Here is a 21228-nt window from a genome sequence, read left to right as displayed (position 1 = left end):
GCTCTATTCCGGGTCTGCCCGCAGCTTGTCGGACAGGCTGCGCAGGAATTCCGGGTCGTCGTCGGGGGCGCTCGAGCGCCGGCCCGGACGCTGGTCTTCCGGGAAACCGTTGCCCGGGCGCCAGACCGTGCCGTTGCTCAGCCGCACCGGCGGGGCCGGCCGGCCGGCGACGAACCAGGCGATCGCGCCGATCGGCGAGAACAGCAGGATGACGAACACCCACGCCACTCGCGGCAGCGCCCGGATCGACGACTCCTCGGCGGAGAGGCAGTCGATCAGGGCGACCACGAGCAGCGCGAGGTCCAGGAGCACGAACAGCGAGTAGAGACGAACCATGGCGGAGATCCTCCCAAAGCTGGGAGGATCCCGTGGTCCCGAAAAAGGTGCAAAAAGGTTCTAGATTGCGCCGGTGAAGGCCGGCAGATAGCCGCTCGTGTAACCGGTCTTGGTCGGGTGGAAGGAATTCTGCGCGGGGATCACGGTCAGGCCGTTGAGCCAGGCCGAGGCCGCGCAGATCCCGTGGCCGGCGAACTCGTCGCGGACGTCGGACCAGGTCAGTCCGGCCGCCGCCACCCGATCGCGGATCAGGTCGTCGAGCACCCCGGCACCGGAGTTGAGCACCCGGCGCTTGGCCAGGCTCATCCCGGTGAGACCGCAGGACGACGACGCGGTGTCGAACAGCAGGGGATAGCCGAGGACCACGATCTTCGCGGCCGGGGCCTTCGCCTTGATCGCCGCGTAGCTGGAGTCCAGCTTCGCGGGCAGGGTCGTGGTGATGTCGTCGATCGCGTCCGCGACGGTGGCGGCGCACGTCGCGTCGCTGGCGAACTGGCAGGTCAGCACGGTCGGCGCGAAGCCCGCGTCGTTGCCGCCGATGGTGATGCTGATCAGGTCGGTCCCGCTCGGGATGGCCGGGGCCTGGGTCGACAGGACGTCGCCGGTTACGGCGCCGCCGCAGGTCAGGTCGGTGAACGACTTGGGGGCGTTGCGGCTGACCCACTGGCCGGGGTAGCCGTTCGGGCTGCGCGAGCACGTGCCGACCTGCCCGGGCGCGCCGACGCCCGAGGAGTACGAGTCGCCCAGCGCGACATAGTCGATGGTGGATGCCGCGGCGGCGGGGGCAGCGACGCCGAGAGTGAGCATCGTGGTGCTGACGAGACTGGCGAGGACGAGGTTGCGCCTGCTCATCGGGTGGCCTCCGGTCCTGGTGGGGGACAGAAAGCCGAAGCGCTCCGGTTACCGAACGGTAGGCTCGCGCGCCGATAAATAGAACGTCATGTATTTATCGGTACGGCCGAGTACGCTTTCAGGGTTCGCACAGTTGATCGCATTACCGTCTGAGCATGGAAGAAGAACGGGCACGCCGGGTCGTCGAAACACTCCGCACTCGCAACGTCTTCGCCCACGTCAAGCTGCCGCAGGCCGGCATCACGCAGTACGGCATCCGGGTGGTCCTCCCGGACGGGCGCGAGGCCATCTGGGACAACGACGGCACAGCCGGACTCGAAGCCCAGATCATGCGCAACGGGATCCTGGTGGGCTACGTCGCCTCGATCCCCGACTCGGAGAACTTCGGTGACGGTCAGATCATCGAGGCCATCGCCACCGCCGATTACGACCGCCCGGTCGGGCGCTCCCGGCCGTCCACGCCGCGCCCGGTTCCCCGTCCGTCACCCTCGCTCGGGCAGCGTATCCGCGGCCGGCTGGGCTAGAGCTCGGGGTTGATCAGCGCTTCCAGGCGGCGCATCGCCACCGGCCACAACTCCGGGGTGAGCGTCGCCAGCAGCGTCTCGGCCAGCGACTGCACCACCATGTCGATCGACTCCCGCACCGCCGGGTCCAGCTCCGGCTCGGGTTCTCTCGGCCGGGGCGCGGGGATCTCGGCCGCCGCCACCGGAGGCGGGGGCGGGAACTCGACCGGCAGGTCGTCGGCCGCGCCGATCAGGTGCAGGTAGCCGGTGGCCCGGGTCAGCGCGATGTACAGCAGCCGGTGCCCGCGCGGGTCGTCGTCCAGGATGTGTCCCGGCTCGACCACCACCGTCGCGTCGAACTCCAGGCCCTTGGCCTCGTGCGGGGCTAGCAGCGCGACCCCGGCGCCGCCGGGCTCGTCCTCGCCGGCCGGGTGCCAGGGCAGGCCCTCCTCGTCCAGCGCCGCCTCGACCTCCTCGCGGCAGCGGGCCGGGCACACCACGGCCACCGAGCGGCCCCGGTCGGCGTGCTCGGCGGCGGCCGCGGCCACCAGGGCGGCCCGGGTCGCCGGACCGGTCGGCACGATCACCGGGTCGGACGTCCCGTCGCGTACGGCGGTGGGCGCCGGCACGCTCGGCGCGGCCATCGGCAGCAGCTCCGCGGCCAGATCGAAGATCTGCCGCGGGATGCGGTAACCGAACCGCAGTTCCCGGTGCTCGTGCGGGATCTTCGACGGCAACTGCGCCACTAGGTCGTGCCAGTCGTCGCGAGCCCACAGGCCGGTCGACTGGGCGATGTCACCGACCACCGTCATCGAACCGTCGCGCGACCGCCGGGCGATCGCCCGCAACTGCATCGGCGAGAGGTCCTGCGCCTCGTCGACCACCACGTGCACGAAGCCCTTCGGCCCGTCCCCGATCAGGTGCCCGGCCTCGTCGAGCAGCGGCAGGTCGGCGTCGCTCCAGCCGTCCTCGTCGGCCGAGCGGTACAGCGACGCGACCTCCCGGTCGGTGAACTCGCCGCCGGACGCCGCGGCCAGAAGCGTGCGCGAACCGAACAGGTCGCGCAGGAACCGCTCCGGTTCCAGCGGCGGCCACAGCCGGTCGGCCAGCAGGTCGGCCGCCTCCAGGATCTGCCGGGGGTCCTGGGTCGCGGCGACCAGCACCGCGCGCAGGATGCGGCGCCGATCGCCGGGCGGTGCCTCGCTGGCCCGCGCGGTGTCGATCACCTGGCGCAGCGAGACCGGATTGAGCTTCACCGTCTCGCCGCTCACCTCGATCGAGGACGGCAGCTCGTCGGGGGTGCGGTTCCGGTATTCCTCGAAGGCCCGCTTCAACAGGCCTGCCATCCGGGACTCACCCTTGAGCCGGGAGACCTTCGGCGCGTCCTCGCGTACGCCGTCGGCCGAGTGCAGCAGCCCGCGCACCGAGCGATGCACCACCCGGTCGTAACCCCAGCCGGTCAGTACGTCGTCGGTGAACCGGGAGAACGCCTCGGACGGGCCCACCACCAGCGTCTCGGCGTCGTCGAGCAGACCCTCGTCGAGCAGCCAGGCCACCCGGCGCAGCGCCGTCATCGTCTTGCCGGTGCCCGGACCGCCCTGAACGATCAGGACGCGGTCGAGCGCGGTGCCGACCACCTCGTCCTGGGCAGCCCGGATCGTGGCCACCAGGTCGGGACCGGTCGCGGAGCTGTCCCGGCCCAGCACGGCCAGCAGATCGTCATCCACCGGAACGCCCGGGTCGGCGGGGCGGAACATCGGGCCGGCCGGCTCAGGAGCCCGTGCGGGGGAGCTCGAGGCGGACCGACCCGCGCAGGTCGAGAAAGACCCGGTCGGGAGCGGTGACCACGCGCAGGACAACGTCTTCGCAGGTGGGGCAGCGGCCCACGTGGCCCATTTCCTGCCCCCACAGGATCAGGGCCCCGACCGCGTCGGCGTGACCGCAGCCGGCACACGTGTAGTGCGCCGCGGTCACGTCGACCGTGAAGAGCTCCCGGAGGTCACCGGCCATGGCGTTGCCGTCCAGAGGGTTCATGACGTGCCTCCGAAGCGTTCCGTGCGGATGCGCTTGGGGTCATGGCCGAGAGCCACCAGAATGTCGGCGGCGGCCTCGACGAATGTGGTCGGACCGCAGACGTAGCAGTCCGGGGTGAAGTCGGCGGGCCAACCGTAGCTGTTGATCGTGGCCACGTCGATCCTCTTGCGCGGACTGACCCGGGTGTAGACGAAATGCACATCAAGACCAGGCTCATCCCGTACGCGCCGGGAAAGCTCCTGGGCGTAACAGGCATCCTCCGGCGTGCGCACCGAATAGATCAGCCGGAACGGCTGTTTGCCCTTGGCCGTGCCCCGGGCGCGGATCATCGCCATCAGCGGGACCACCCCGGAACCGCCCGCCAGCAGGAGTACCGGCGCCGTCTGTTTCTCTCGCCAGACGAACCAGCCGCCGACCGGCCCGCGTAGTTCGAGCTGGTCACCCACTTGGAGGTCGTCGATGAGATAGGGCGAGACCTCGCCGTCCTCGACGCGCTGGATGGTCAATTCGACGGTTTTGTCGTCCCAGGCGGAAGCGATCGAGTAACTTCGCTGCGCGCTGTAGCCGTCCGGCGCCGTCAGCCGGACGTCGACGTGCTGCCCGGCGAGGTGGCCCGGCCAGTCCGGCACGTCGAGCACGAGGGTCCGCGCCGACGGCGTTTCCCGCCGCTCGCCGACCAGGGTGGCCGCCCGCCAGGTCAGTCGCCCTGGTAACGCTGCTCGAGCCATGGGTCTCCGTACATGTGGTAGCCGGCCGCTTCCCAGAAGCCGGGCTCATCGTCGTTCATCAGCGTCAGGCCGTTGACCCATTTCGCCGACTTCCAGAAGTACAGGTGTGGGATCAGCATGCGGGCCGGCCCACCGTGCTCCGGCTCAAGATCCTCGCCGTCGAACTTATAGGCGATCCACGCTTTTCCGTCCAGCAGATCTTCCATCGGTACGTTCGTGGTGTAGCCGCCGAAGCTGTGCACCATCGTGTAGTCGGCAGCAGTCTCGACGTCGGCGAGCAGTGTGTCCAGAGCGACGCCGCGCCAGGTTGTGCCGAGCTTCGACCATTTCGTGACGCAGTGGATGTCGACGGTCACGTCCTCGCTCTCGAGGGCCGTGAATTCCTGCCAGTTCCACTTCTTCTTCTCGCCGGTCTCGGTGGCGACCGTGAAGCTCCACCGGTCGAGCGGGATGCGTGGCGTCGGGCCGGCGCTGAGCACCGGGAAGTCGTGAGTCAGATATTGACCGGGTGGCAGCCCGGGGACCGACTCGCGTCGCCGGCCGCCGAACCCTCGGGAGATGATGCCCATGGTTCCTGAGTAAACCGCATGATCATTTCCAGCGGCAGCCTGTTCTTAAATGATCTTGGTGAGGCTGATCGCGCCGCTTCGCCGTTTTAGCGCGATTTATCCGATCCTTTGGAACCATTGGGAGATGAGCGATTACGAGTCCTCGGCCGTCAACCGCCGCAAAGTCCAGCGCCGCAAGCAACTCGCGGTCGGCGTGGTCGGGCTGGGCGCGGTGCTCGGCGCCGGGGCGTACGTCGTCACCGCCCAGATCATCGACCACCGCAACAGCACGGTGACCACCGACGCCGCCGGACCGACCGTCACCTCGACCGGCGAGGCGGACGCGTTCGTGCCGGAGACGCCGTCGCCGTCAGCCTCGCCGGCCGCTTCGGCGGTGGTCGCCACCAAGAGCGCGGTCAAGCACTCGATCAGCCCGGCGGCGTCGGCCTCGATGCCGATGCTGCCGGCGGACGAGATCCGGGCCGCCCGGGAGGCGGCCGAGCGGGCCGGGGCCCCGGTGCAGCCCGCACTGACCGCCGCGGGCGAGGAGCCCAGCCTGGTCACCGAGCGCGAGGAGCGCCTGCCGAACGGGACGCTGCGCATCATCACCGCCCGATTCGACCTGACCGGGCACCGGGAACTGCTGTGGGCGGCCAACGGTGGCCGGCCGGTGGGCGACGCCGAATGCACGCAGGACCTGCACTTCAGCGAGAACGCCAAGCCGGCCCGTCAGCCGAACCTGCTGCTCTGCTGGCGCACCTCGGCGACCAAGAGCGTGGCGACGATCCTGGTGGACCACGGCGGGCACCCGTCCACCGCGACCAGCGTCAAGGTCATTGACCGGGAATGGGCGTCGCTGGGCTGAGCTGCACGGTCTCGCTGATGACGCCGAGCTGCACGGTCTCGCTGATCACGCCGACGAAACGCCGCGTCATCGGCAGCACCACCCGGTAGCGGGTGTCCGGGGTGAGGCCGCCGATCCGGACCTGGCTCGCGGCCGGGAAGGTCCCCACCGTCGACCAGTACGTTCCGTCCGAGCTCTGCAGCACCGCGCGTTGCCCGTCCAGCCCGTCGATCGAGACCGTGATCGCGCCGTGTCCGTCCGCGCTGAGCGTCACGTGGGCGCGCACCCGGTAGGAGACGGTCGCGGTGGTCTCGGTGCCGGGGATCGCGAGCCGCACCCGGAACGGCGCGGTGGCGGGCTGGTCCCGGGTGACGGTGCCGTCCGCGGCGGTGACCTCCCGGGTGCAGGTGAAGTCGGCGTCGTCGACCGAGAGACAGACGTCGACCTCCCGGCCGGCGACCGGGTCGGCCGCCGAGGTGACGGTGAACGACGTGGTCGTGGACTCGCCGAACTCGGCCTGGCGCTCGGTCTCCCCAGCGTCGATCACGTCCTGCTCGGGCTCTTCGGTCTGGGTGGGCGTCGGCGTCGGCTCGGTCGGCGTGGGGTCAGCCGGGGCCGGCTCCGGGGTCGTTGCCTTGTCGAGCGCGGCCACGATGTCGAGCCGGCCGTGACCGTAGTCGTCGTCGCGTCCCGGCGCGCCCAGGTCCACGGCGGACGACTCGAGGGCCGCCTCGATCTGGTCCGGGTTGAGGGTGCGGTCGACCGAGCGGAGCAGCGCCGCCGCGGCGGCGATGTGCGGTGTCGCCATCGAGGTGCCGTTCATGCCGACGTAACGGTTTCCGGGGTAGGTGCTCACGATGCCGGCACCCGGGGCGGCAATGTCCACATAGGCACCAGCCGTCGAGAACGGCGCCACGGCATCGCCCTGGCCGGTGGCCGCCACCGCGATCACACCCGGTGAGGCGCCCGGGAAGCTGACCGGGTTGCCCTTCTGGCGGTCGTTGCCGGCGGCCGCGACGACCACGACGTTCCGGCTGCGGGCGTACGCGATCGCGTACGTCATCGACTGTTCCTCGGTGGCGCCGCTGATCGACAGGTTGATCACGTCGGCGCCGTGGTCGGCGGCCCAGATGACGCCCTGGGCGGCCACCGACATGTAGCCGGCACCGGTGTCCCCGAGGACGCGGACCGGCAGGATCTTGACGTCCGGGGCGATACCGGCGACGCCGGTTCCGTTGCCGGTGGCCGCCGCGATCGTGCCGGCGACGTGCGTGCCGTGGCCGTGCACGTCGTGCGACGGACCCTCGGTGCCGTCGGTCAGGTCGGCGCCGGGCAGCACCTGGCCGGCCAGGTCGGGGTGGCCGGCGTCGACGCCGCTGTCCAGCACGGCGACGGTGACACCGGCGCCGGTCGTCCGGGCCCAGGCCGCCGGAGCCCGGACGGTGTCGAGATCCCACTGGTAGAAGCGGTAGGGATCGCTGCCGCCCGGCGCCTCGGCCGCCACCACCGGGACGTCCAGTTCGACACCGGCCGCGCCCTCGGTGCGCTGCGCGCGGCGTACGAGGGCCACGGCGTTCGCGCTGTCGGTGGCCGTGTGCACCGAGATGACCGGCCGGCCGTCCCGGCCGACCGTGGTCGTGACGATCCGGGCCGGACGTGCGGCCGACACCTTCCGAGGCACCAGCTTCTCCGGCGCGACTCGTAGATTGCGGGCCGCCGCACCGGCGGTGGGCGCCGGGCTGGGGGCTGCCGGGCGCAGCGCGCGGGCGGCTGGTTCCTGGGCGCTGCCGACCGGCAGCACCGCCGCACCCGCCAGCGTTCCGATCGCCAGTGCGCCCACGCCGTACCGCAGCATTCGCTTCGCCATGTTCTGCCTCCCCCGTCGACCACGTGCTCGAACATTCGCCCGAGGACGGGTGGGGGTGGTGAGAACGGGGTGGCGGGTCAGGTGCCGAACGGTGCGTCGCCTTCGGCAAACTCACAGGCGGCAGTCAGGTGTTTTGCCATGTTTCGTCCGATGCGTTGCGACCATGGAGGCTCGGCGGTCCGCCCCGGCGGGCCCATCACCGAGAGCAAGGGACAGTCGATATGACCATCGAAGACGACGATCGGACCGGCGACGACGGCGTCCGCGGGGCGGTGCCGGAGCGTAGTAGTTCCCGTCGGCGGAACCAGGTAGCGGCGGCCGTGGCCGGCTTCGCCATTCTCGGGGCCGGCGCCTATGCCATCACCGCGTCGATCGCCGGCAACGATCGCACCACGGCCCAGGACGTCGGTGCGGTCGTCCCAGCACCTGCGGTGACCACGGCCGCGCCCTCGGCCGATGTCGAGGGGCAGGCCGACAGCGTGACTCCGGCGAGCCCTTCGGAATCAGCCCCGGCCAGTTCAGCCGCGCCCGGTCCGGCCGCGCCCGCGCCGAGGAAGAGCACCGCCGAACCGGCGACGACCGAGGAGATCAAACAAGCGCGGGAGAAGGCCGCCAAGGACGGCCATCCGCTGCAGCGGCCGCCGGTCGAGAAGCCGCACGTCGCGGCGATGTCCGGGCCGGTCGACACCCGGAGCGTGCCGCGCAAGGACGGATCACTCCGGATCACCTCCGCGCGGTACGACCTCACCGGGCAACGCGAGCTGCTCTGGGTGGCCGACCAGGGCAAGCCGGTCGGCGATGGCATCAACTGCTCCCAGAAATTCAAATTCAGCAACAACAGCGAGGCGGCGGTACGGCCGAACATGATGGTCTGCTGGCTCACGTCACCCGCGAAAAGCGTCGTGACGGTCCTGGTGGATCAGGGCGGTAAACCGACCGCGGCGGAAAGCGTCGAGGCCATCAAGGCCGAATGGGCCAAGCTCGGCTGAGAAGCGCACGAAAAACAGCCGGCCCGCATTTCGCGGACCGGCTGTTTTTGTATCTGTTTCGTGTTAGGTGAAGCGGCCTATCAGAAGTCGGCGACCGTGAAGGACGCACCACTGTTGACGGCGGTCTGGTAATACGCCGTGTCGGCCTTCGTGCCACCCGGCTGGGCGTCGATGTTGCCGTTGTTGACCACCGTGACGAGGTATTGGCCGTTCGGCACCGGCACCGGCGTCGGCGCGTAGCTGATGGTGTAGGTGCTCGACGCGGTGTTGGTCGCGTTGGCCGACATCGTGGCGCTGGTGGCGCTGGTGACGGCGGTGATCGTGGTGCTGCCCGGGATGCTGGCACCGGAGATGGTCCGGCCGACGTCAGCGGAGGTGAAAGCAGCGTTCGCCGTGGACGTGATGACGTTCGAGCCGTTGGTGAGGGTCGCGTCAGCGAACGTCCGGGTCGGATTCACGGACAGCGCCGTCGCCGTGGTGAGCGCCGCGGTCGGGGTCTTGGCCAGGACGGCGCGGTTGCTGTCGATGACCTGGGCGATGTAGTTACCCGTGCCGAGACCGGCCGCACCGGTGACAGCCATGCCGACGTCGCCCTGGGTGAAGGATCCGACGGTGAGGGTGAGGAGCGTTCCGCTGGTCGTGCCGGTCACGCTGTGAATCGTGGCCTGCGCGATGCCGCCGCCGGCCAGGTAGAGGCTGCAGAGCAGCTCGTGGTCGGAGACCACCACGACGTTCAGGCACTCGGTGACCTGACCGTTGGTCTTCGGGCCGGCGGTCGTCTTGGTCGGGTCGTAGGTGCCCTTGACCAGGTAGACGTGCGAGTTGGTGTCATCTGGTGTCGGACCGGTACTGGTGGTGAAGGTATTGCCGTAGAACCCGGTCCCCGACACGGAGATCTCGGTCGGCGTGGTCTTCGTGTTCGGCGCAGTATTGGGCGCGACAGTGATGCCGTCGCTGAACGTGTACGAGGCCTTCTTGCTGGCGTTGCCGCCACCGGTCACCTGGACGGTGACCGCGTACGGTCCGCCCGCGCTGTGCGCCGGGACGGTGCCGGTGACGGTCGTCGTAGTGGCGACGACACCGGTGAGCGGAACGCCCCCGATGCTCGCCGTCGTGGCGCTGGCGACGAAGCCGGTGCCGGTGATGGTGACCGTGTTGCCGCCCTTGGAAGGACCGGCCACCGGCGAGATCGCCGAGACGGCCGTCGGCGCCGCACCGATGGTGTAGTTGACGCCGTTGGCGCTCGTCTTGGCGAGCAGGCTATTGGCGGTGCCGGTGTTGGTGGTGTTGTAGACGCAGACGTTGTAATCCGCCGTTGCGGCAACGTTGCCGCCGCCGAGGACCAGGGTGGCGGGCACCACCACCGCAAGCTTCGACGGCGTCACGACTCGGACAACGGCCGCCTCGATGACACCTGCGGTTTGTATGTTGGAACCGTCGAGGGCCACCGCGGCCGGGGCCACGTAGGCACTCGCGCAGTTGCCGGGAGTGCCTGTCTCCCATTGGAACTCGACGAAGACGCTGCCGTCGACGAACTGGTTGCTGCCGCCGACATTGGTGAGCGTCAGAGTGTTACCGCCGCCCGTCGGGCCGGACGCCGAACTCAGGGTCAGGCCGGTGTCGGCAGCCACGGCGTAGCTCGGCGTGGCGATGCCGACAGTGGTGAGAGTAACCGCGCCGAGTACGGCTCCGAGCCGTAGTGCTGCTTTGCGGCGCGGACTTACCTTGTGGTTTTCCATAGATGGTGCCTCCTGCGGTCTGCGGACCGCTCGAAATCGGATGTCGTCGGGCCGTCGCGGTGGAGCGGCCTATCAGTAGTCGGCCACCGTGAAGGTCGCGCCACTGGTCACGGCGGTGCGGAAATAGCTGGAGTCGGCCTTCGTGCCGCCCGGCTGAGCGTCGATGCTGCCGTTGCCGACCACCGTGATGGCGTAGGGGCCGTTCGGCACCGGAACCGGCGTCGGCGCGTAGCTGACGACGTAGGCACCCGTCGCGGCGCCGCTCGCGTTGGCCGACAGCGTGGCGCTGGTGGCGCTGTTGACGGCGGTGATCGTCGTGCTGCCCGGGATGCTGGTGCCGGAGATGGTCCGGCCGACGTCAGCCGAGGTGAACTGGCCGTTGGCGGTGGACGTGATGATGTTCGAGCCGCTGGTGAGGGTCACGTCACCGGTGAACGACCGGGTCGGAGCCACCGACAGAGCGGTCGCGGTGGTGATGGCCGCCGTCGGGGTCTTGGCCAGGACGGCACGGTTGTTGTCGAGGACCGAGGTGATGTAGTTGCCCGTGCCGAGGCCGGTCGCGCCGGTGACGGCCATGCCGACGTCGGCCTGGGTGAACGATCCGACCGTAATGGTGAGGGTCGTGCCGCTGGTGGTGCCGGTCACGCTGTGAATCGTGGCCTGCGCGACGCCGTTGCCGGCCAGGTAGAGGCTGCAGACCAGTTCCGCATCGGAGACGACGAGGACGTTCTCGCACTCGGCGACTTGACCGTTGGTCTTCGTGCCGGCGGTCGTCTTGGCCGGGTCGTAGTTGCCCCGGACCAGGTAGACGTGCGCGCCGCTGTCATCCGGCAGCAGGCCGGTGGTGGTGCCGAAGGTCAGCCCCATGAACCGGGTGCCGGTCACGGAGATGTCGGTCGGGGTGGTCCTCGTGTTCGGCGCCGTGTTCGGCGTGACCGCGATGCTGTCGGCGTAGGTGTACGCGTTCTTCTTGACAGCGCCGCCGCCCGTCAGCAGCTGGACGGAGACCGCGTACGGTCCACTCGGGGCGCGTAGCGGAACCGTGCCGGTGAGGGTCGTCGTGGTGGACGTGACGCCGGTGAGCGGGAAGCCACCGATGGCCGCGGTCATCCCGCTGGCGGCGAAATTCGTGCCGGTGATGGTGATGGTGTTGCCACCCTGGGACGGCCCGGCCGCAGGGGAGACGGCGGAGATCGTCGGTACCGCACCGATGGTGTAGTTGACGCCGTTACCGCTGGTCTGTCCGATCAAGCTGCTGGCAGTGGCCGAGTTGTTCGTGTTGTAGACACAGACGTTGTAATCCGCCGTGACCGCGGCGTTGTTCGCGCCGAGAATCAGGGTGCTGGGTACCGCCACGGCCAGCTTCGTCGGCGAGACGATCCGGACGTCGCTCGCCGCGATGACACCCGCGGTCTGTGCGGTGCTCGTGATGGCGACTGCGGTCGGGGCCACGTAGGCGGTCGCGCAGTTGCCAGGAGTGGCTGTCTCCCACTGGAACTCGACGAAGACGCTGCCGGCGGCGAACTGGTTGTTGATGCCGGTCGAGGTGAGCGTCAGGTTGTTCCCGCCACCGGTGGGACCGACCAACGTACCCAGGGTGATCACGTCCGGTGTGGCGGCATAGCTAGGCGTCGCGATGGCCAAGCTGGTGAGGGTGGCCGCGCCGAGTGCGGCTCCGAGCCGTAGGGCTGTTTTGCGGCGCGGGCGTACCTTCTGGTTTTCCATAGATGGGCCTCCTGCGGTCCGTGGACCGCTTTGGGTGTGATTTGTGGCCCGGAGCGGATCGGATGTCGTCGGGCCGTCTCGCCGGAAGCGTAACTAAACATGAAGGCTCGAATACGTGGAACGAAAAAGACCGTCGACTGGGTCGGACAGCGCCATTCTCGCCATTTTTGTGAGATTGGTGTGGCGGGTGGTTCGATAAATGTCAGGCCTTATTGGGGGTGTCCTCAGGGCGTTTTCGGCGGACCGGGAAGCGAGCCGAACCGAAGTCGCCGCGGTGCGCGTCCCGGCCGATTCGGCCCGGGAGTTCGTCGCTCCCGGCAACCCCTCCTCAGGTGCCAGTCAGTGGTTTTGCCGCGTTTTGTCCGGTGCGTTGCGACCATGAGGTTTCGGCGGTCCGTCCAGGCGGACCCACAACCGAGACCAAGGGAAGTCGACATGACCATCGAAGACGACGATCGGCCCGGCGACGACGGCGTCCAGCGACCGAGAGTCAGCCGCCGCCGCAAGCAACTCGCGGGCGTGATCGGCTTGGCTGCCGTACTGGGCGGCGGCGCCTACGCGATCACCTCAACGGCGCTCGGCGACAACTCGACCAAACCACCGAGCGTCGGCATGATCGACGCGGTGCCGGTTTCGTCTGCCGCGACGGCGAAACTGGCCGGGCCGGAGCGGCCAAAGAACGGCGCGAAGACCTCCACCGGCAGCGCAGCCATCGACGAGAGCGACATCGAGACGCCGGAGGAGCGGATCAAGGCCGCTCGGGAGGCGGCAACCAAGGACGGCGTCGGCGTGAAACATCCGCGCACCCAGGAGACCGTAACCGTGAAGGACGACGGTGGCGTCGTCGAGTCGAACAGCGGGTCGCTCAAGACCGGTGGTTCGATGCGGATCGTGTCCGCACCGTTCGACCTCACCGGTCGCCGGGAACTGGCCTGGGTGGCGGGCAAGGGACGCAAGGTCGGTAACGCCGAATGCACCGACAAGATTCAACTCAGCAACGAGGACAAGCCCGAGACCCGGCCCATGATGCTGCTGTGCTGGCGCACCTCGGCCACGAAGAGCGTGGTCACCGTCGCCGTGGTGCCGAAGGGGCGGCCGAACGCGGCGACGAGCGTCGCGGAACTCAACAAGCAGTGGGCCAAAATGCGCTGAATCTTCTTCTCGCGCACAGGCAGCGGCCCGGAGCGAAGCTCCGGGCCGCTGCTTTGGTGAAGAACTACCAGCGAATCACTCGATCAGAACGAGGAGACGGTGAACGTCGACGCGCTGGAGATGCTGCTCTGCTGGTAGGTGGCGTCCGAGCCGTTGGCTCCCACCGCGGTGTTGCTGACGTAGATCAGGTTGTAGGCACCCTCGGGCACCGGCAGGCTGGACTGGTAGATGGAGCCTGCCGCCGCGGTGACGATCGCACTCGCGTTGCTGGTGAGGGCACCGGCAGTCGAGCTGGTGTACGAGCTGATCTTGTCTGCCGTGAGACCCGTTGCCACCAAGAGCTTGTCGACGTCCGAGGCGAGGAGGCCGGCGCTGACCGTGAAGTTCGGGCTGCTGGTGGCCGTGGTGGTGACGGTGAAGCCGGTCCGGACCAGGTTCGGCGAGAAGGTCACGTCACCGGTCGCGAGCGTACCCGTAGCGTTGGCCGACATCAGAACCGTTCCGGCGCTGATGTACCGCACGACCGTCGTTCCGGCCGGAACGTTGCCGGCGGCGTCGGTGACGTTCGTGCCGACCATGTCCTGAGTGAACCCGGTGCCGGCGGTGTCGGTGAGGACCCGGCTACCGGCGGTGGTGCTGCCCGTGCCGGTGACCGTCGCGGGCGCGGAGGCGGCGAGGTAGTCGCTGCCGTCCGCCTTCAGGCGCTTCGTCAGGTCGAGCTTGCAGATGGCCTCGTTGTCGGAGAGGACCAGGACGTTGCCGCACTCGGCGATCGGCGGGTTGGCCCGGTTGGCCGACACGGTGGACGGGTCGTAGGTGCCCCGGACGAGCACAATGTGCGATCCGGTCAGCAGGCTTGTCTGCCAGTTGGCGCTCTGGAAGCCGACGCCGTTGACGACGATGTCCACGGCCTTGTTGCTCGGAGCTGTGTTCGGGGCGACCTTCAGGGCCGGGGTGAACGTGTACGCGCCCGGGAGCGTGTGTGAACCCGCGGCGGTCGTGATCACGAGCGCCACGTTGTTGGCCGGAGCGTGCTGCGGCGTGACCGCGGAGAACGCGGTGCTGCTCAGGACCACGATGTTGGTCAGTGCCACGCCGCCCAGAGTGGCGGTGAGCATGCTGCCGTCGGTCGGCAGGGCGGTACCGGTCACCACGATCTTGCTGCCGCCCAGAGCCGGGCCGGCCTTCGGGCTGACTGCGCTGGTGGACGGAACCGTGGTGAGGGTGTACGGGGCGCTCGCGATCAGCGCGCCGCTGCCCTGGTCGGCATAGACACACAGGTTCCAGGTCGAGTTGCCACCGAACGGTGCCGTGGCAAACAGCGCGGGCACGGTGACCGCGAGGCGGCTGTCCGTCACCTTGCGAGTGTTCGCCGTCGAAACGCTGACGGCGCCGATGTTGGAGGAGGCGTTTGTGGTACCGGCCGCCTGGACGGCCTGAGTGGAGTAGGTGCCCGCGCAAGCGGCGGAGTTGAAGATCACGCCGGGCGTGTCGTTGCCGGCGAGGAACTGGTTCGGCGAGGTGATGTTCAGGCCGTTGAGGCCGCCCCACGGACCCGTGGTCTGGCTCAGGGCGAGCTGGCCGACGTTGAAGGTCGCCTGCGAGATCAGCGCGCTGCTGGTTGCCGCACCGTTGTACAGACACAGCTGGTAGGCCGACATCGCGCCTGTCGTGGACGCAAGCCCGGCCGGCGTCGTCAGCGTCGCCGTGTTGTCAGTCGTGCTCTTGGTGACCGTCGCCGTCAGGTTGGCCGGGGTCGCCGTGTAGGTGCTCGGGCAATCGGCGCTCGCCGTGAAGGCCGCGCCGACCGTGGTGACGCCGGTGAAGATCGCCTGCCCGTCCTGCGGCGTGATCTTGATCGTGTCACCGCCGCCGGTGAGGCCGAACGTCGGTGTCGTGGTCGGCACATAGCCGACCAGCAGCGTCCAGTTGTTGGCGGCTGAGCCACTCGTCACGAGGTTCTGCAGCGGGCTGGTGCCGGCCACGGTGCCGCCGTAGACACAGATGTTCCACTTCTTCAGCTGCCCGTTCGTGCCGGCCGCCGCCGCGGGCACGACGAAACTCACGACGGAGGTGGTCTGCGAGCCCGGGCTGGAGATGGCGGGCGCGAGAATGGCCGTCGTCGGCGTCTGGTACTTGGCGTTACACGTCGTGGTCTGCAGCTCGATCACGCTCGTGGTGGCCGTGAACGGCGAGGCGGTGGTGTCCGTGACGGTGACGACATCGGTGGGCGCCGCGACCGACTTGTTGATGCTGACCGCAGCGAACGCCACGGTGGGGGCGACCAGGAGTGCGGCCGCGACCGCTCCGGTCGACAGCCCGGCGGCTACTGCAAGCCGTGATCGGGCGAATGACTTGGACTTGCGCATGCGAGGTCCTCCTACGGGTCCGATGGACCGCGTCTATGGATGGGTGAGCCCGGACACTCGATGAGCAGTCGCGGGCTGTCTCGCCGGAAGCGTAACGATTCGTGGTTGCCTAGTAGCAAAGAGTCACGAATTTCTCTTGATGTCGGACACGTCGGACATCTGGCTCGAGGCAGGCTGCATCCTGCCGCGATGCCCCGCCTGCCGCCGCCGGGGCCGGAATGAATGGTTGCTTAGGGGTGCCTTACCTAAACAAATTTAACAGTGGTGTAGTTCGAATTCGATCGGGGAATGGATTACTGTCGTTCGGGTAGCGGGATGCGAAAACAGGAGGCCTCGACATGACTCAGATGCTGGAAATGCCGCGGGTGCAGACGTGCTCGGCGACCCAGTGCGGTTACAACCACAACGGGTGTACCGCCTTCGCGATCACTATCGGCAGCCGTAACTCGGAGTGCGACACGTTCGTCGACAGCGCCGACAAGGGTGGCATGGGTAAGGCGTTGGCGCAGGTCGGAGCGTGCAAGCGCGCCGAGTGCAAGCACAACACCGACCTCGAGTGCCACGCGCCGGCGATCGTCGTCGGTGAGTCGGGCGACACCGCCGACTGCATGACCTACGAAGCCAAGTAAGCCTTTCCTAATTCGCGCCCGCCGCCTCCGACTGGAGGCGTCGGGCGCGTTTATATTTCGTTTACAAAGGTTAGCCTTCCTTTTGTTCGACCATTCGGGAGCGCGGCGAGTTACGAGGTTCGCGGTGGGTGCGGGGCGGGGTTCGCTGCGATTGAGGGCTGTTCCTGCGTACACCGCGCATGGTCTTTCAAGAGAAAGCAGGTCCCTCCTCGAGAGGGGGCCTGGCCGGCAGGCCGACGCGTGCTGAGCACCTGGCCGGCTCGCTCCCGACCGGCCGTCGGCCATTGCTGGGACATGTCTGACGTTTTCGGCGGGCGGCTCGGCGCCGTGGCGCGCCCGGTCGTCCCCGGCTGAGGTCACCGGTCTGTCTTTTCAGGACGCTCGACCAAAGCGATTACTCCTCGGAAATTCACGGATACTCAGCGTTACGCTCGGCCGGAGTCCGGCGGGCCTCATCCGCGGACCTCCGCTGTAGGAGAACCTCGCATGCCTTCAATCCCCACTCTGCGGGCCGGGCTGATCGCCGGCCTGACCGGCGCCGGCCTTCTCGTCGCGCCGCAGGTCGCGATGGCCGCACCCGTGCTCGGCCCGCTGGTCGTGCCGGTCGGTGGCACCGCCACCATCACCGACCCCGCGGCCAACTACCCCAGCACGGTCGCCGTGCAACTGAGCGTTGCCGCCTGCCCGGTGAAGATCGCCCTGGCCACCACGACCGGGCCCTGGATTCCCCCGGTGACCGCCAAGACCAGCACCTCGGTCAGCTTCACGGTGCCCACCGGGCCGGTTGCCGGCGCCAACGGAGCAGTCAAGGCGTACAACGCCTGCGTCTACGACACCGCGGCCGGCAACAGCGTGCTGCAGGGCAGCACCACCCTGTACGTGGGCGCGCCGGTCACGGCCGGCCCGGCGAGCGGGCCGTCCGGCGGCGGCAATCAGATCACGGTCACCGCCAAGGCCGATACGCCGGTGTTCTCGGGCTTGACCTCGGTGGCGGCCGCCTTCACCGCCGGCGCCTGCGGCGCGACGTTCGGCACCGCCAATCCGGCCAACCTGGTCCCGGCCACCGTCACCAAGCAGTCGGGTACGGCGGTCGGCCTCACCGTGCCGTCGGGCGTGGTGGCGACCGGGGGCGGGGCGCCGACGCCGTACACCATCTGCCTCTACGACGGCGCCGGGGCGACCGGGGCACTGCTCACCGCGACGCCGTACGGCGCGAACGTGGCGTCCGTGACTCCGCCCGCCGGGTCGTACCTGACCAGCAACGCCGTCTCGGTGTCGTCCCCGATGCCGTTCCTGACCGGGGTCCCGTCGCCGGGCGCGCTGCTCGTCGCCGGTGGGTCCTGCCCGGCGACCTACGGCACCAGCGGCGGCAATCCGGCGCCGATCGCGATCACCGGGTCGGCACTGCGCCGGATCGGCGCCAACAAGCTGTTGCTCAACATCCCGCCGCTGACCCTGACCAACAACCAGCCGACGCCCTACCAGGTGTGTATCTACGCCAATGCCGGCACCGGTGCCCTGATCGCGTCGAGCACGTACACGGCGGCCCTGACCGCGACCCCGACGGCGGTGACACCGTCGGCCGGGCCGATGTCCGGTGGTAACACCATCACGGTGCTCGGCACCGACTTCCCCACCGAACCGGGGCGGATCACCGCCACGCTCGGCGGCGTGCCGCTGACCAACATCCAGCCGATCAACGATCGTGCGTTCACCGCGCAGGCACCGGCGCATCCGGTGGAGGACGACGTCACGCTCATCGTCACCACGCCGATGGGCACTCGCACCCTGGTCGGCGCGTACTCGTACCTGAACATGATCCGGGTATCCCCGAACACCGCGCCGAGCACCGCCGGGAACGTGGACGTCATGCTCCAGGGCAGCCGGTTCCTGTCGCTGCCGTTCGGCACCGGCGGTACGGCGGCCCGGATCTACCTGGTCAACGGGGTCTACAACGGTGCCGACGTCGGGGACGGCAGTGGCGCACGGGCCAATGGCCCGGTCGCGGAGTGCGTCGACGTCCTGCCGCTCAACGACGAGGAACTGGTCTGCACCCTGCAACTGGGCCGGCGGCTCAACGCGGCCGGCACCGGGTACTTCGACCCGTCGACATACACCAACAACCTGGACAACGACATCGTCGCCACCGCCGGAAGCCGCCTGGTGACCTCCAATACGGGCCGGTTCAGCCGGAACGACACCGGACTGCCGGCGTGGTCGCCGACGAGCATGATCCCGCCCGGCGTCACCGTCACGGCCGTGCTCAGCCCGACGCGGGCGCTGCTGTCCAAGGCGGCCACGATGAGCGGCGCCGGCCTGACCCTCAACATCGGCGGCCAGCCGCTGCGCCAGCTCGGCAACGTCGTGGTGACCACCACCGGCAGCACCACCGTGAGCCTCAACTCCGGCTCGTTCACCAAGGCCGACATCGGACGGGTCTTCGGCAACACGACCGGGATCCCGAACGGCACCTCGATCCTGTCGATCGGGGCCGGCGGCAACACCGCCACCATCTCGGTGCCGGCCACGGCCAGCAGCACGTTCACGGTCAACGGCGTCACCGCGACCGACGGGTCCAGCATGATCACCAGCAGCGCGTTCGTCGGTAACGATCCGCCGGCCACGGCCGGCGTCAACACCCTGGGCATTCCGGTGGGCACGATGGTCATCCCGTCGACCGGCACCGCGACGCTGTCGGCGAACGCGGTCGGCGGCGGGCAGGGCAGTCTCACGCTCACCCGGATGGTCAACGGCATGCTCTACGCCGGAGCGCCGGTGCCGGACGGCTCCTATCACCTCACCGTCGTGAGCAACGGAGCGAACGACGCCGCACTCAGCGATCCGAACTACTTCCAGACCGACGTGACCAGCAACTCCACCTTTACGGTCGCGCCCTTCTGAGAGACCGCGGAAATAGAGGGCCCGGCGCGCAGGCGCCGGGCCTTCTTTCGGTACGCCTACCGATACTGAGCGTTTCCTGAGGGGCGTTGCGCGCCCTGTCGTACCCAGGGGGCAGGATGTAGCCACTGATACGTAGGGCGGCCTAGGGGGAACGTCGTGCGCGCTGTTTATCGGATTCTCGCCATGTCGATCGCGACCGGCGTGGTGGTGCAGGCCTGCGCCATCGCCTACGCGCTCTTCGACATCCTGCACAAGACCGACGACGGCCAGGTCTTCACCAAGGACTCCGACAACGCCGGCATCGCCGTGCACATGGTGGTCGGCGAGATGATCGTGCCGGTGCTGGTGCTGGCCCTGCTGATCGTGTCGTTCTTCGCCGGCATCCCGGGCGGGGTGAAGTGGGCGGCGATCACGTTCGGCGTGCTGGTGCTGCAGATCGTCCTGGCCTACGCGAGCTACCCGGTGCCGGTTCTCGGCGTGCTGCACGCGATCAACGCGTTCGCGCTGGCCGCGGTCGCCTCGCTGGCCATGCGCCAGGCCCGCCTCGCCGGTTCGACCCAGGCGAGCACACCCGTCACGGCCTGAGCCGTGCGCAAGTCTTTCAAGATCGCCATCGCACTCGGGGCGACGGTGGCGATCCTCGGCCCGCTGGGCTACTTCTGGCAGCGGAGCCTGGTCCCGGGCACCTACGACATGGCCACCATGGGCTACGCCGACTTCGGCGGCGGCCCGGCGGCAGGGCATTCGCACGGTACGGGTGGGCTCAGTGTCGACACGCTGACCGGTCCGGCATCCGCGAAGCCCGACGTCACCGTCACGTTGGCGGCTCATCAGGAGAGCAACGGGCGCTACACGCTCAACGGCACCTCGCCGGGACCCGAGATCCGCGCGGTCAAGGGTCAGCTCGTCCAGGTCACGCTGGTCAACGACAACGTGACCGAGGGCGTGACCCTGCACTGGCACGGCGTCGACGTGCCCAACGGGGAGGACGGAGTCGCCGGGGTCACCCAGGACGCGGTGCGGCCCGGCGCGAGCTTCGTCTACCGGTTTACCGTCCAGGACGCCGGCACCTACTGGTACCACTCCCACCAGGTCGGCCACGAGCAGGTGCGGCAGGGTCTGTTCGGGGCCCTGATCGTCACCGAGCCGGTCTTCGCCGAGGGCATCGACCAGGTCGTCCAGGTGCACACCTTCGACGGCCGCCGCACCATCAACGGGGCGGCGGGTGAGGCGGCGCTCGCCGCCCGGCCCAGCCAGGTCGTCCGGGCTCGCGTGATCAACACGGACGCCGGGCCGCTGCGGGCCTGGGTGTCGGGTGCGCCCTATCGAGTCGCCGCGATCGACGGCCGCAGCGTGAACGGGCCGACCGACATTACCGGCAAATCAGTAATCGTCACGGCGGGTGGCCGGGTCGATCTGACCTTCGAGATGCCGGCCTCCGGCGCCGCAAGGGTCGACGTGGGTGCGGGCGCCGCGCTGGTCGCCGGCGGGGCGGCGGCCGGGACGGAACCGGCCGACGACGTCGACCTGCTGTCCTACGGCACCCCGGCCGCGCTGGGCTTCGATCCGGCCCGGGCGACCCGGAACTTCGACTACCGGATCGGGCGGCGGGCCGGCTTCCTGGACGGCAAGCCCGGCCTGTGGTGGTCGATCAACGGCCACCTGTTCCCGGACGTACCGATGTTCATGGTCGCGACCGGCGACATCGTCCGGATGACGATCAGCAACACCAGCGGTGAGGTCCACCCGATGCACCTGCACGGCCACCACGCGGTCGTGCTCAGCCGTAACGGGGTGGCCGCGACCGGCAGCCCGTGGTGGTTCGACTCGCTGGACGTCGGCGACGGCGAGACCTATGAGATCGCCTTCGTCGCCGACAACCCGGGCATCTGGGTCGACCACTGCCACAACCTGCAGCACGCGGTCGACGGCCTGCTGGCCCACCTGGCCTACACCGACGTCACCACGCCCTTCCGGGTGGGTGGCGACGCCGGCAACAGCCCGGAGTAACC

Annotated in this window: 18 protein-coding genes; 8 read left to right on the top strand and 10 right to left on the bottom strand. The window is 69.1% G+C overall.

The window, feature by feature from the left end; all coding sequences use genetic code 11:
* Window positions 1-3 precede the first annotated feature (3 nt).
* Window positions 4-336 (bottom strand): PLD nuclease N-terminal domain-containing protein, encoded by a 333-nt coding sequence (locus Ate02nite_RS02480; protein ID WP_203798189.1) that lies wholly within the window; start codon window positions 334-336, stop codon window positions 4-6.
* 60 nt (window positions 337-396) lie between these two features.
* Window positions 397-1188, bottom strand: a complete 792-nt coding sequence (locus tag Ate02nite_RS02475) for an SGNH/GDSL hydrolase family protein (protein WP_203798187.1) — start codon at window positions 1186-1188, stop codon at window positions 397-399.
* Between the two features lie 155 nt (window positions 1189-1343).
* Between Ate02nite_RS02475 and Ate02nite_RS02470 the strand changes: the two genes are divergently transcribed.
* Window positions 1344-1712, top strand: a complete 369-nt coding sequence (locus tag Ate02nite_RS02470; protein ID WP_203798185.1) for a hypothetical protein — start codon at window positions 1344-1346, stop codon at window positions 1710-1712.
* On the opposite strand, the gene Ate02nite_RS02465 is transcribed toward Ate02nite_RS02470, so the two are convergent.
* From Ate02nite_RS02465 to Ate02nite_RS02450, 4 genes are read right to left on the bottom strand one after another with little or no spacing between them, the layout of a single operon-like run.
* Window positions 1709-3418: a HelD family protein gene (locus Ate02nite_RS02465; RefSeq protein WP_203798183.1), complete on the bottom strand. Its 1710-nt coding sequence runs from the start codon at window positions 3416-3418 to the stop codon at window positions 1709-1711. The two genes, Ate02nite_RS02470 and Ate02nite_RS02465, sit on opposite strands and share 4 nt — an antisense overlap.
* Before the next feature lie 43 nt (window positions 3419-3461).
* Entirely contained in the window at window positions 3462-3725 is a 264-nt protein-coding gene (locus Ate02nite_RS02460; RefSeq protein ID WP_203798181.1) for a DUF6510 family protein, read from the bottom strand.
* On the bottom strand, window positions 3722-4453 hold the full coding sequence (locus Ate02nite_RS02455) for a ferredoxin reductase (protein WP_203798179.1): 732 nt from the start codon (window positions 4451-4453) through the stop codon (window positions 3722-3724). Before Ate02nite_RS02455 ends, Ate02nite_RS02460 begins: the two co-directional genes overlap by 4 nt.
* Window positions 4423-5022 (bottom strand): sulfite oxidase-like oxidoreductase, encoded by a 600-nt coding sequence (locus Ate02nite_RS02450; RefSeq protein WP_203798177.1) that lies wholly within the window; start codon window positions 5020-5022, stop codon window positions 4423-4425. The genes Ate02nite_RS02455 and Ate02nite_RS02450 overlap by 31 nt, the downstream gene beginning before the upstream one ends.
* Window positions 5023-5146: 124 nt before the next feature.
* Between Ate02nite_RS02450 and Ate02nite_RS02445 the strand changes: the two genes are divergently transcribed.
* Window positions 5147-5866, top strand: a complete 720-nt coding sequence (locus Ate02nite_RS02445; protein WP_203798174.1) for a hypothetical protein — start codon at window positions 5147-5149, stop codon at window positions 5864-5866.
* On the opposite strand, the gene Ate02nite_RS02440 is transcribed toward Ate02nite_RS02445, so the two are convergent.
* Window positions 5835-7712, bottom strand: a complete 1878-nt coding sequence (locus Ate02nite_RS02440; RefSeq protein ID WP_203798171.1) for a S8 family peptidase — start codon at window positions 7710-7712, stop codon at window positions 5835-5837. The two genes, Ate02nite_RS02445 and Ate02nite_RS02440, sit on opposite strands and share 32 nt — an antisense overlap.
* 221 nt (window positions 7713-7933) lie before the next feature.
* Here Ate02nite_RS02440 and Ate02nite_RS02435 point away from each other — a divergent pair, with 221 nt between their 5' ends.
* Complete coding sequence (locus tag Ate02nite_RS02435; RefSeq protein ID WP_203798169.1) at window positions 7934-8701, top strand: hypothetical protein; 768 nt, start codon at window positions 7934-7936, stop codon at window positions 8699-8701.
* A gap of 80 nt (window positions 8702-8781) precedes the next feature.
* Here the strand turns inward: Ate02nite_RS02435 and Ate02nite_RS02430 are convergent, their stop codons facing one another.
* Complete coding sequence (locus Ate02nite_RS02430; RefSeq protein WP_203798167.1) at window positions 8782-10440, bottom strand: IPT/TIG domain-containing protein; 1659 nt, start codon at window positions 10438-10440, stop codon at window positions 8782-8784.
* Window positions 10441-10512: 72 nt separating this feature from the next.
* Entirely contained in the window at window positions 10513-12165 is a 1653-nt protein-coding gene (locus Ate02nite_RS02425) for an IPT/TIG domain-containing protein (RefSeq protein ID WP_203798165.1), read from the bottom strand.
* A 435-nt stretch (window positions 12166-12600) separates the two neighbouring features.
* On the opposite strand from Ate02nite_RS02425, the gene Ate02nite_RS02420 reads away from it, so the two are divergent.
* Window positions 12601-13317: a hypothetical protein gene (locus Ate02nite_RS02420; protein ID WP_203798163.1), complete on the top strand. Its 717-nt coding sequence runs from the start codon at window positions 12601-12603 to the stop codon at window positions 13315-13317.
* 83 nt (window positions 13318-13400) lie between these two features.
* Here Ate02nite_RS02420 and Ate02nite_RS02415 read toward each other — a convergent pair whose 3' ends face one another.
* Window positions 13401-15686: an IPT/TIG domain-containing protein gene (locus Ate02nite_RS02415; protein ID WP_203798160.1), complete on the bottom strand. Its 2286-nt coding sequence runs from the start codon at window positions 15684-15686 to the stop codon at window positions 13401-13403.
* Between the two features lie 338 nt (window positions 15687-16024).
* Here Ate02nite_RS02415 and Ate02nite_RS02410 point away from each other — a divergent pair, with 338 nt between their 5' ends.
* The 4 genes from Ate02nite_RS02410 to Ate02nite_RS02395 all read left to right on the top strand — a co-directional run bounded on the left by Ate02nite_RS02410 (window position 16025) and on the right by Ate02nite_RS02395 (window position 21226).
* Window positions 16025-16315 (top strand): DUF1540 domain-containing protein, encoded by a 291-nt coding sequence (locus Ate02nite_RS02410; protein WP_203798158.1) that lies wholly within the window; start codon window positions 16025-16027, stop codon window positions 16313-16315.
* A 486-nt stretch (window positions 16316-16801) separates the two neighbouring features.
* Window positions 16802-19216, top strand: coding sequence for an IPT/TIG domain-containing protein (locus Ate02nite_RS02405; protein ID WP_203798155.1), 2415 nt, complete (start codon window positions 16802-16804; stop codon window positions 19214-19216).
* Window positions 19217-19372: 156 nt separating this feature from the next.
* Complete coding sequence (locus Ate02nite_RS02400) at window positions 19373-19801, top strand: hypothetical protein (RefSeq protein ID WP_239147065.1); 429 nt, start codon at window positions 19373-19375, stop codon at window positions 19799-19801.
* 3 nt (window positions 19802-19804) lie between these two features.
* On the top strand, window positions 19805-21226 hold the full coding sequence (locus tag Ate02nite_RS02395) for a multicopper oxidase family protein (RefSeq protein ID WP_203798153.1): 1422 nt from the start codon (window positions 19805-19807) through the stop codon (window positions 21224-21226).
* The last annotated feature ends 2 nt before the right edge of the window (window positions 21227-21228 follow it).

This window comes from Paractinoplanes tereljensis, from assembly GCF_016862435.1.
Lineage (GTDB): Bacteria > Actinomycetota > Actinomycetes > Mycobacteriales > Micromonosporaceae > Actinoplanes > Actinoplanes tereljensis.
Note: the sequence above shows the minus strand (reverse complement) of the source record. Positions and strands in the feature narration are given on the sequence as shown.

Coding starts and splice junctions, on each gene's coding strand:
- Ate02nite_RS02480 (WP_203798189.1), bottom strand. CDS start 336: ATGGTTCGTCTCTACTCGCTGTTCGTGCTCCTGGACCTCGCGCTGCTC.
- Ate02nite_RS02475 (WP_203798187.1), bottom strand. CDS start 1,188: ATGAGCAGGCGCAACCTCGTCCTCGCCAGTCTCGTCAGCACCACGATG.
- Ate02nite_RS02470 (WP_203798185.1), top strand. CDS start 1,344: ATGGAAGAAGAACGGGCACGCCGGGTCGTCGAAACACTCCGCACTCGC.
- Ate02nite_RS02460 (WP_203798181.1), bottom strand. CDS start 3,725: ATGAACCCTCTGGACGGCAACGCCATGGCCGGTGACCTCCGGGAGCTC.
- Ate02nite_RS02455 (WP_203798179.1), bottom strand. CDS start 4,453: ATGGCTCGAGCAGCGTTACCAGGGCGACTGACCTGGCGGGCGGCCACC.
- Ate02nite_RS02450 (WP_203798177.1), bottom strand. CDS start 5,022: ATGGGCATCATCTCCCGAGGGTTCGGCGGCCGGCGACGCGAGTCGGTC.
- Ate02nite_RS02445 (WP_203798174.1), top strand. CDS start 5,147: ATGAGCGATTACGAGTCCTCGGCCGTCAACCGCCGCAAAGTCCAGCGC.
- Ate02nite_RS02440 (WP_203798171.1), bottom strand. CDS start 7,712: ATGGCGAAGCGAATGCTGCGGTACGGCGTGGGCGCACTGGCGATCGGA.
- Ate02nite_RS02435 (WP_203798169.1), top strand. CDS start 7,934: ATGACCATCGAAGACGACGATCGGACCGGCGACGACGGCGTCCGCGGG.
- Ate02nite_RS02430 (WP_203798167.1), bottom strand. CDS start 10,440: ATGGAAAACCACAAGGTAAGTCCGCGCCGCAAAGCAGCACTACGGCTC.
- Ate02nite_RS02425 (WP_203798165.1), bottom strand. CDS start 12,165: ATGGAAAACCAGAAGGTACGCCCGCGCCGCAAAACAGCCCTACGGCTC.
- Ate02nite_RS02420 (WP_203798163.1), top strand. CDS start 12,601: ATGACCATCGAAGACGACGATCGGCCCGGCGACGACGGCGTCCAGCGA.
- Ate02nite_RS02415 (WP_203798160.1), bottom strand. CDS start 15,686: ATGCGCAAGTCCAAGTCATTCGCCCGATCACGGCTTGCAGTAGCCGCC.
- Ate02nite_RS02410 (WP_203798158.1), top strand. CDS start 16,025: ATGACTCAGATGCTGGAAATGCCGCGGGTGCAGACGTGCTCGGCGACC.
- Ate02nite_RS02405 (WP_203798155.1), top strand. CDS start 16,802: ATGCCTTCAATCCCCACTCTGCGGGCCGGGCTGATCGCCGGCCTGACC.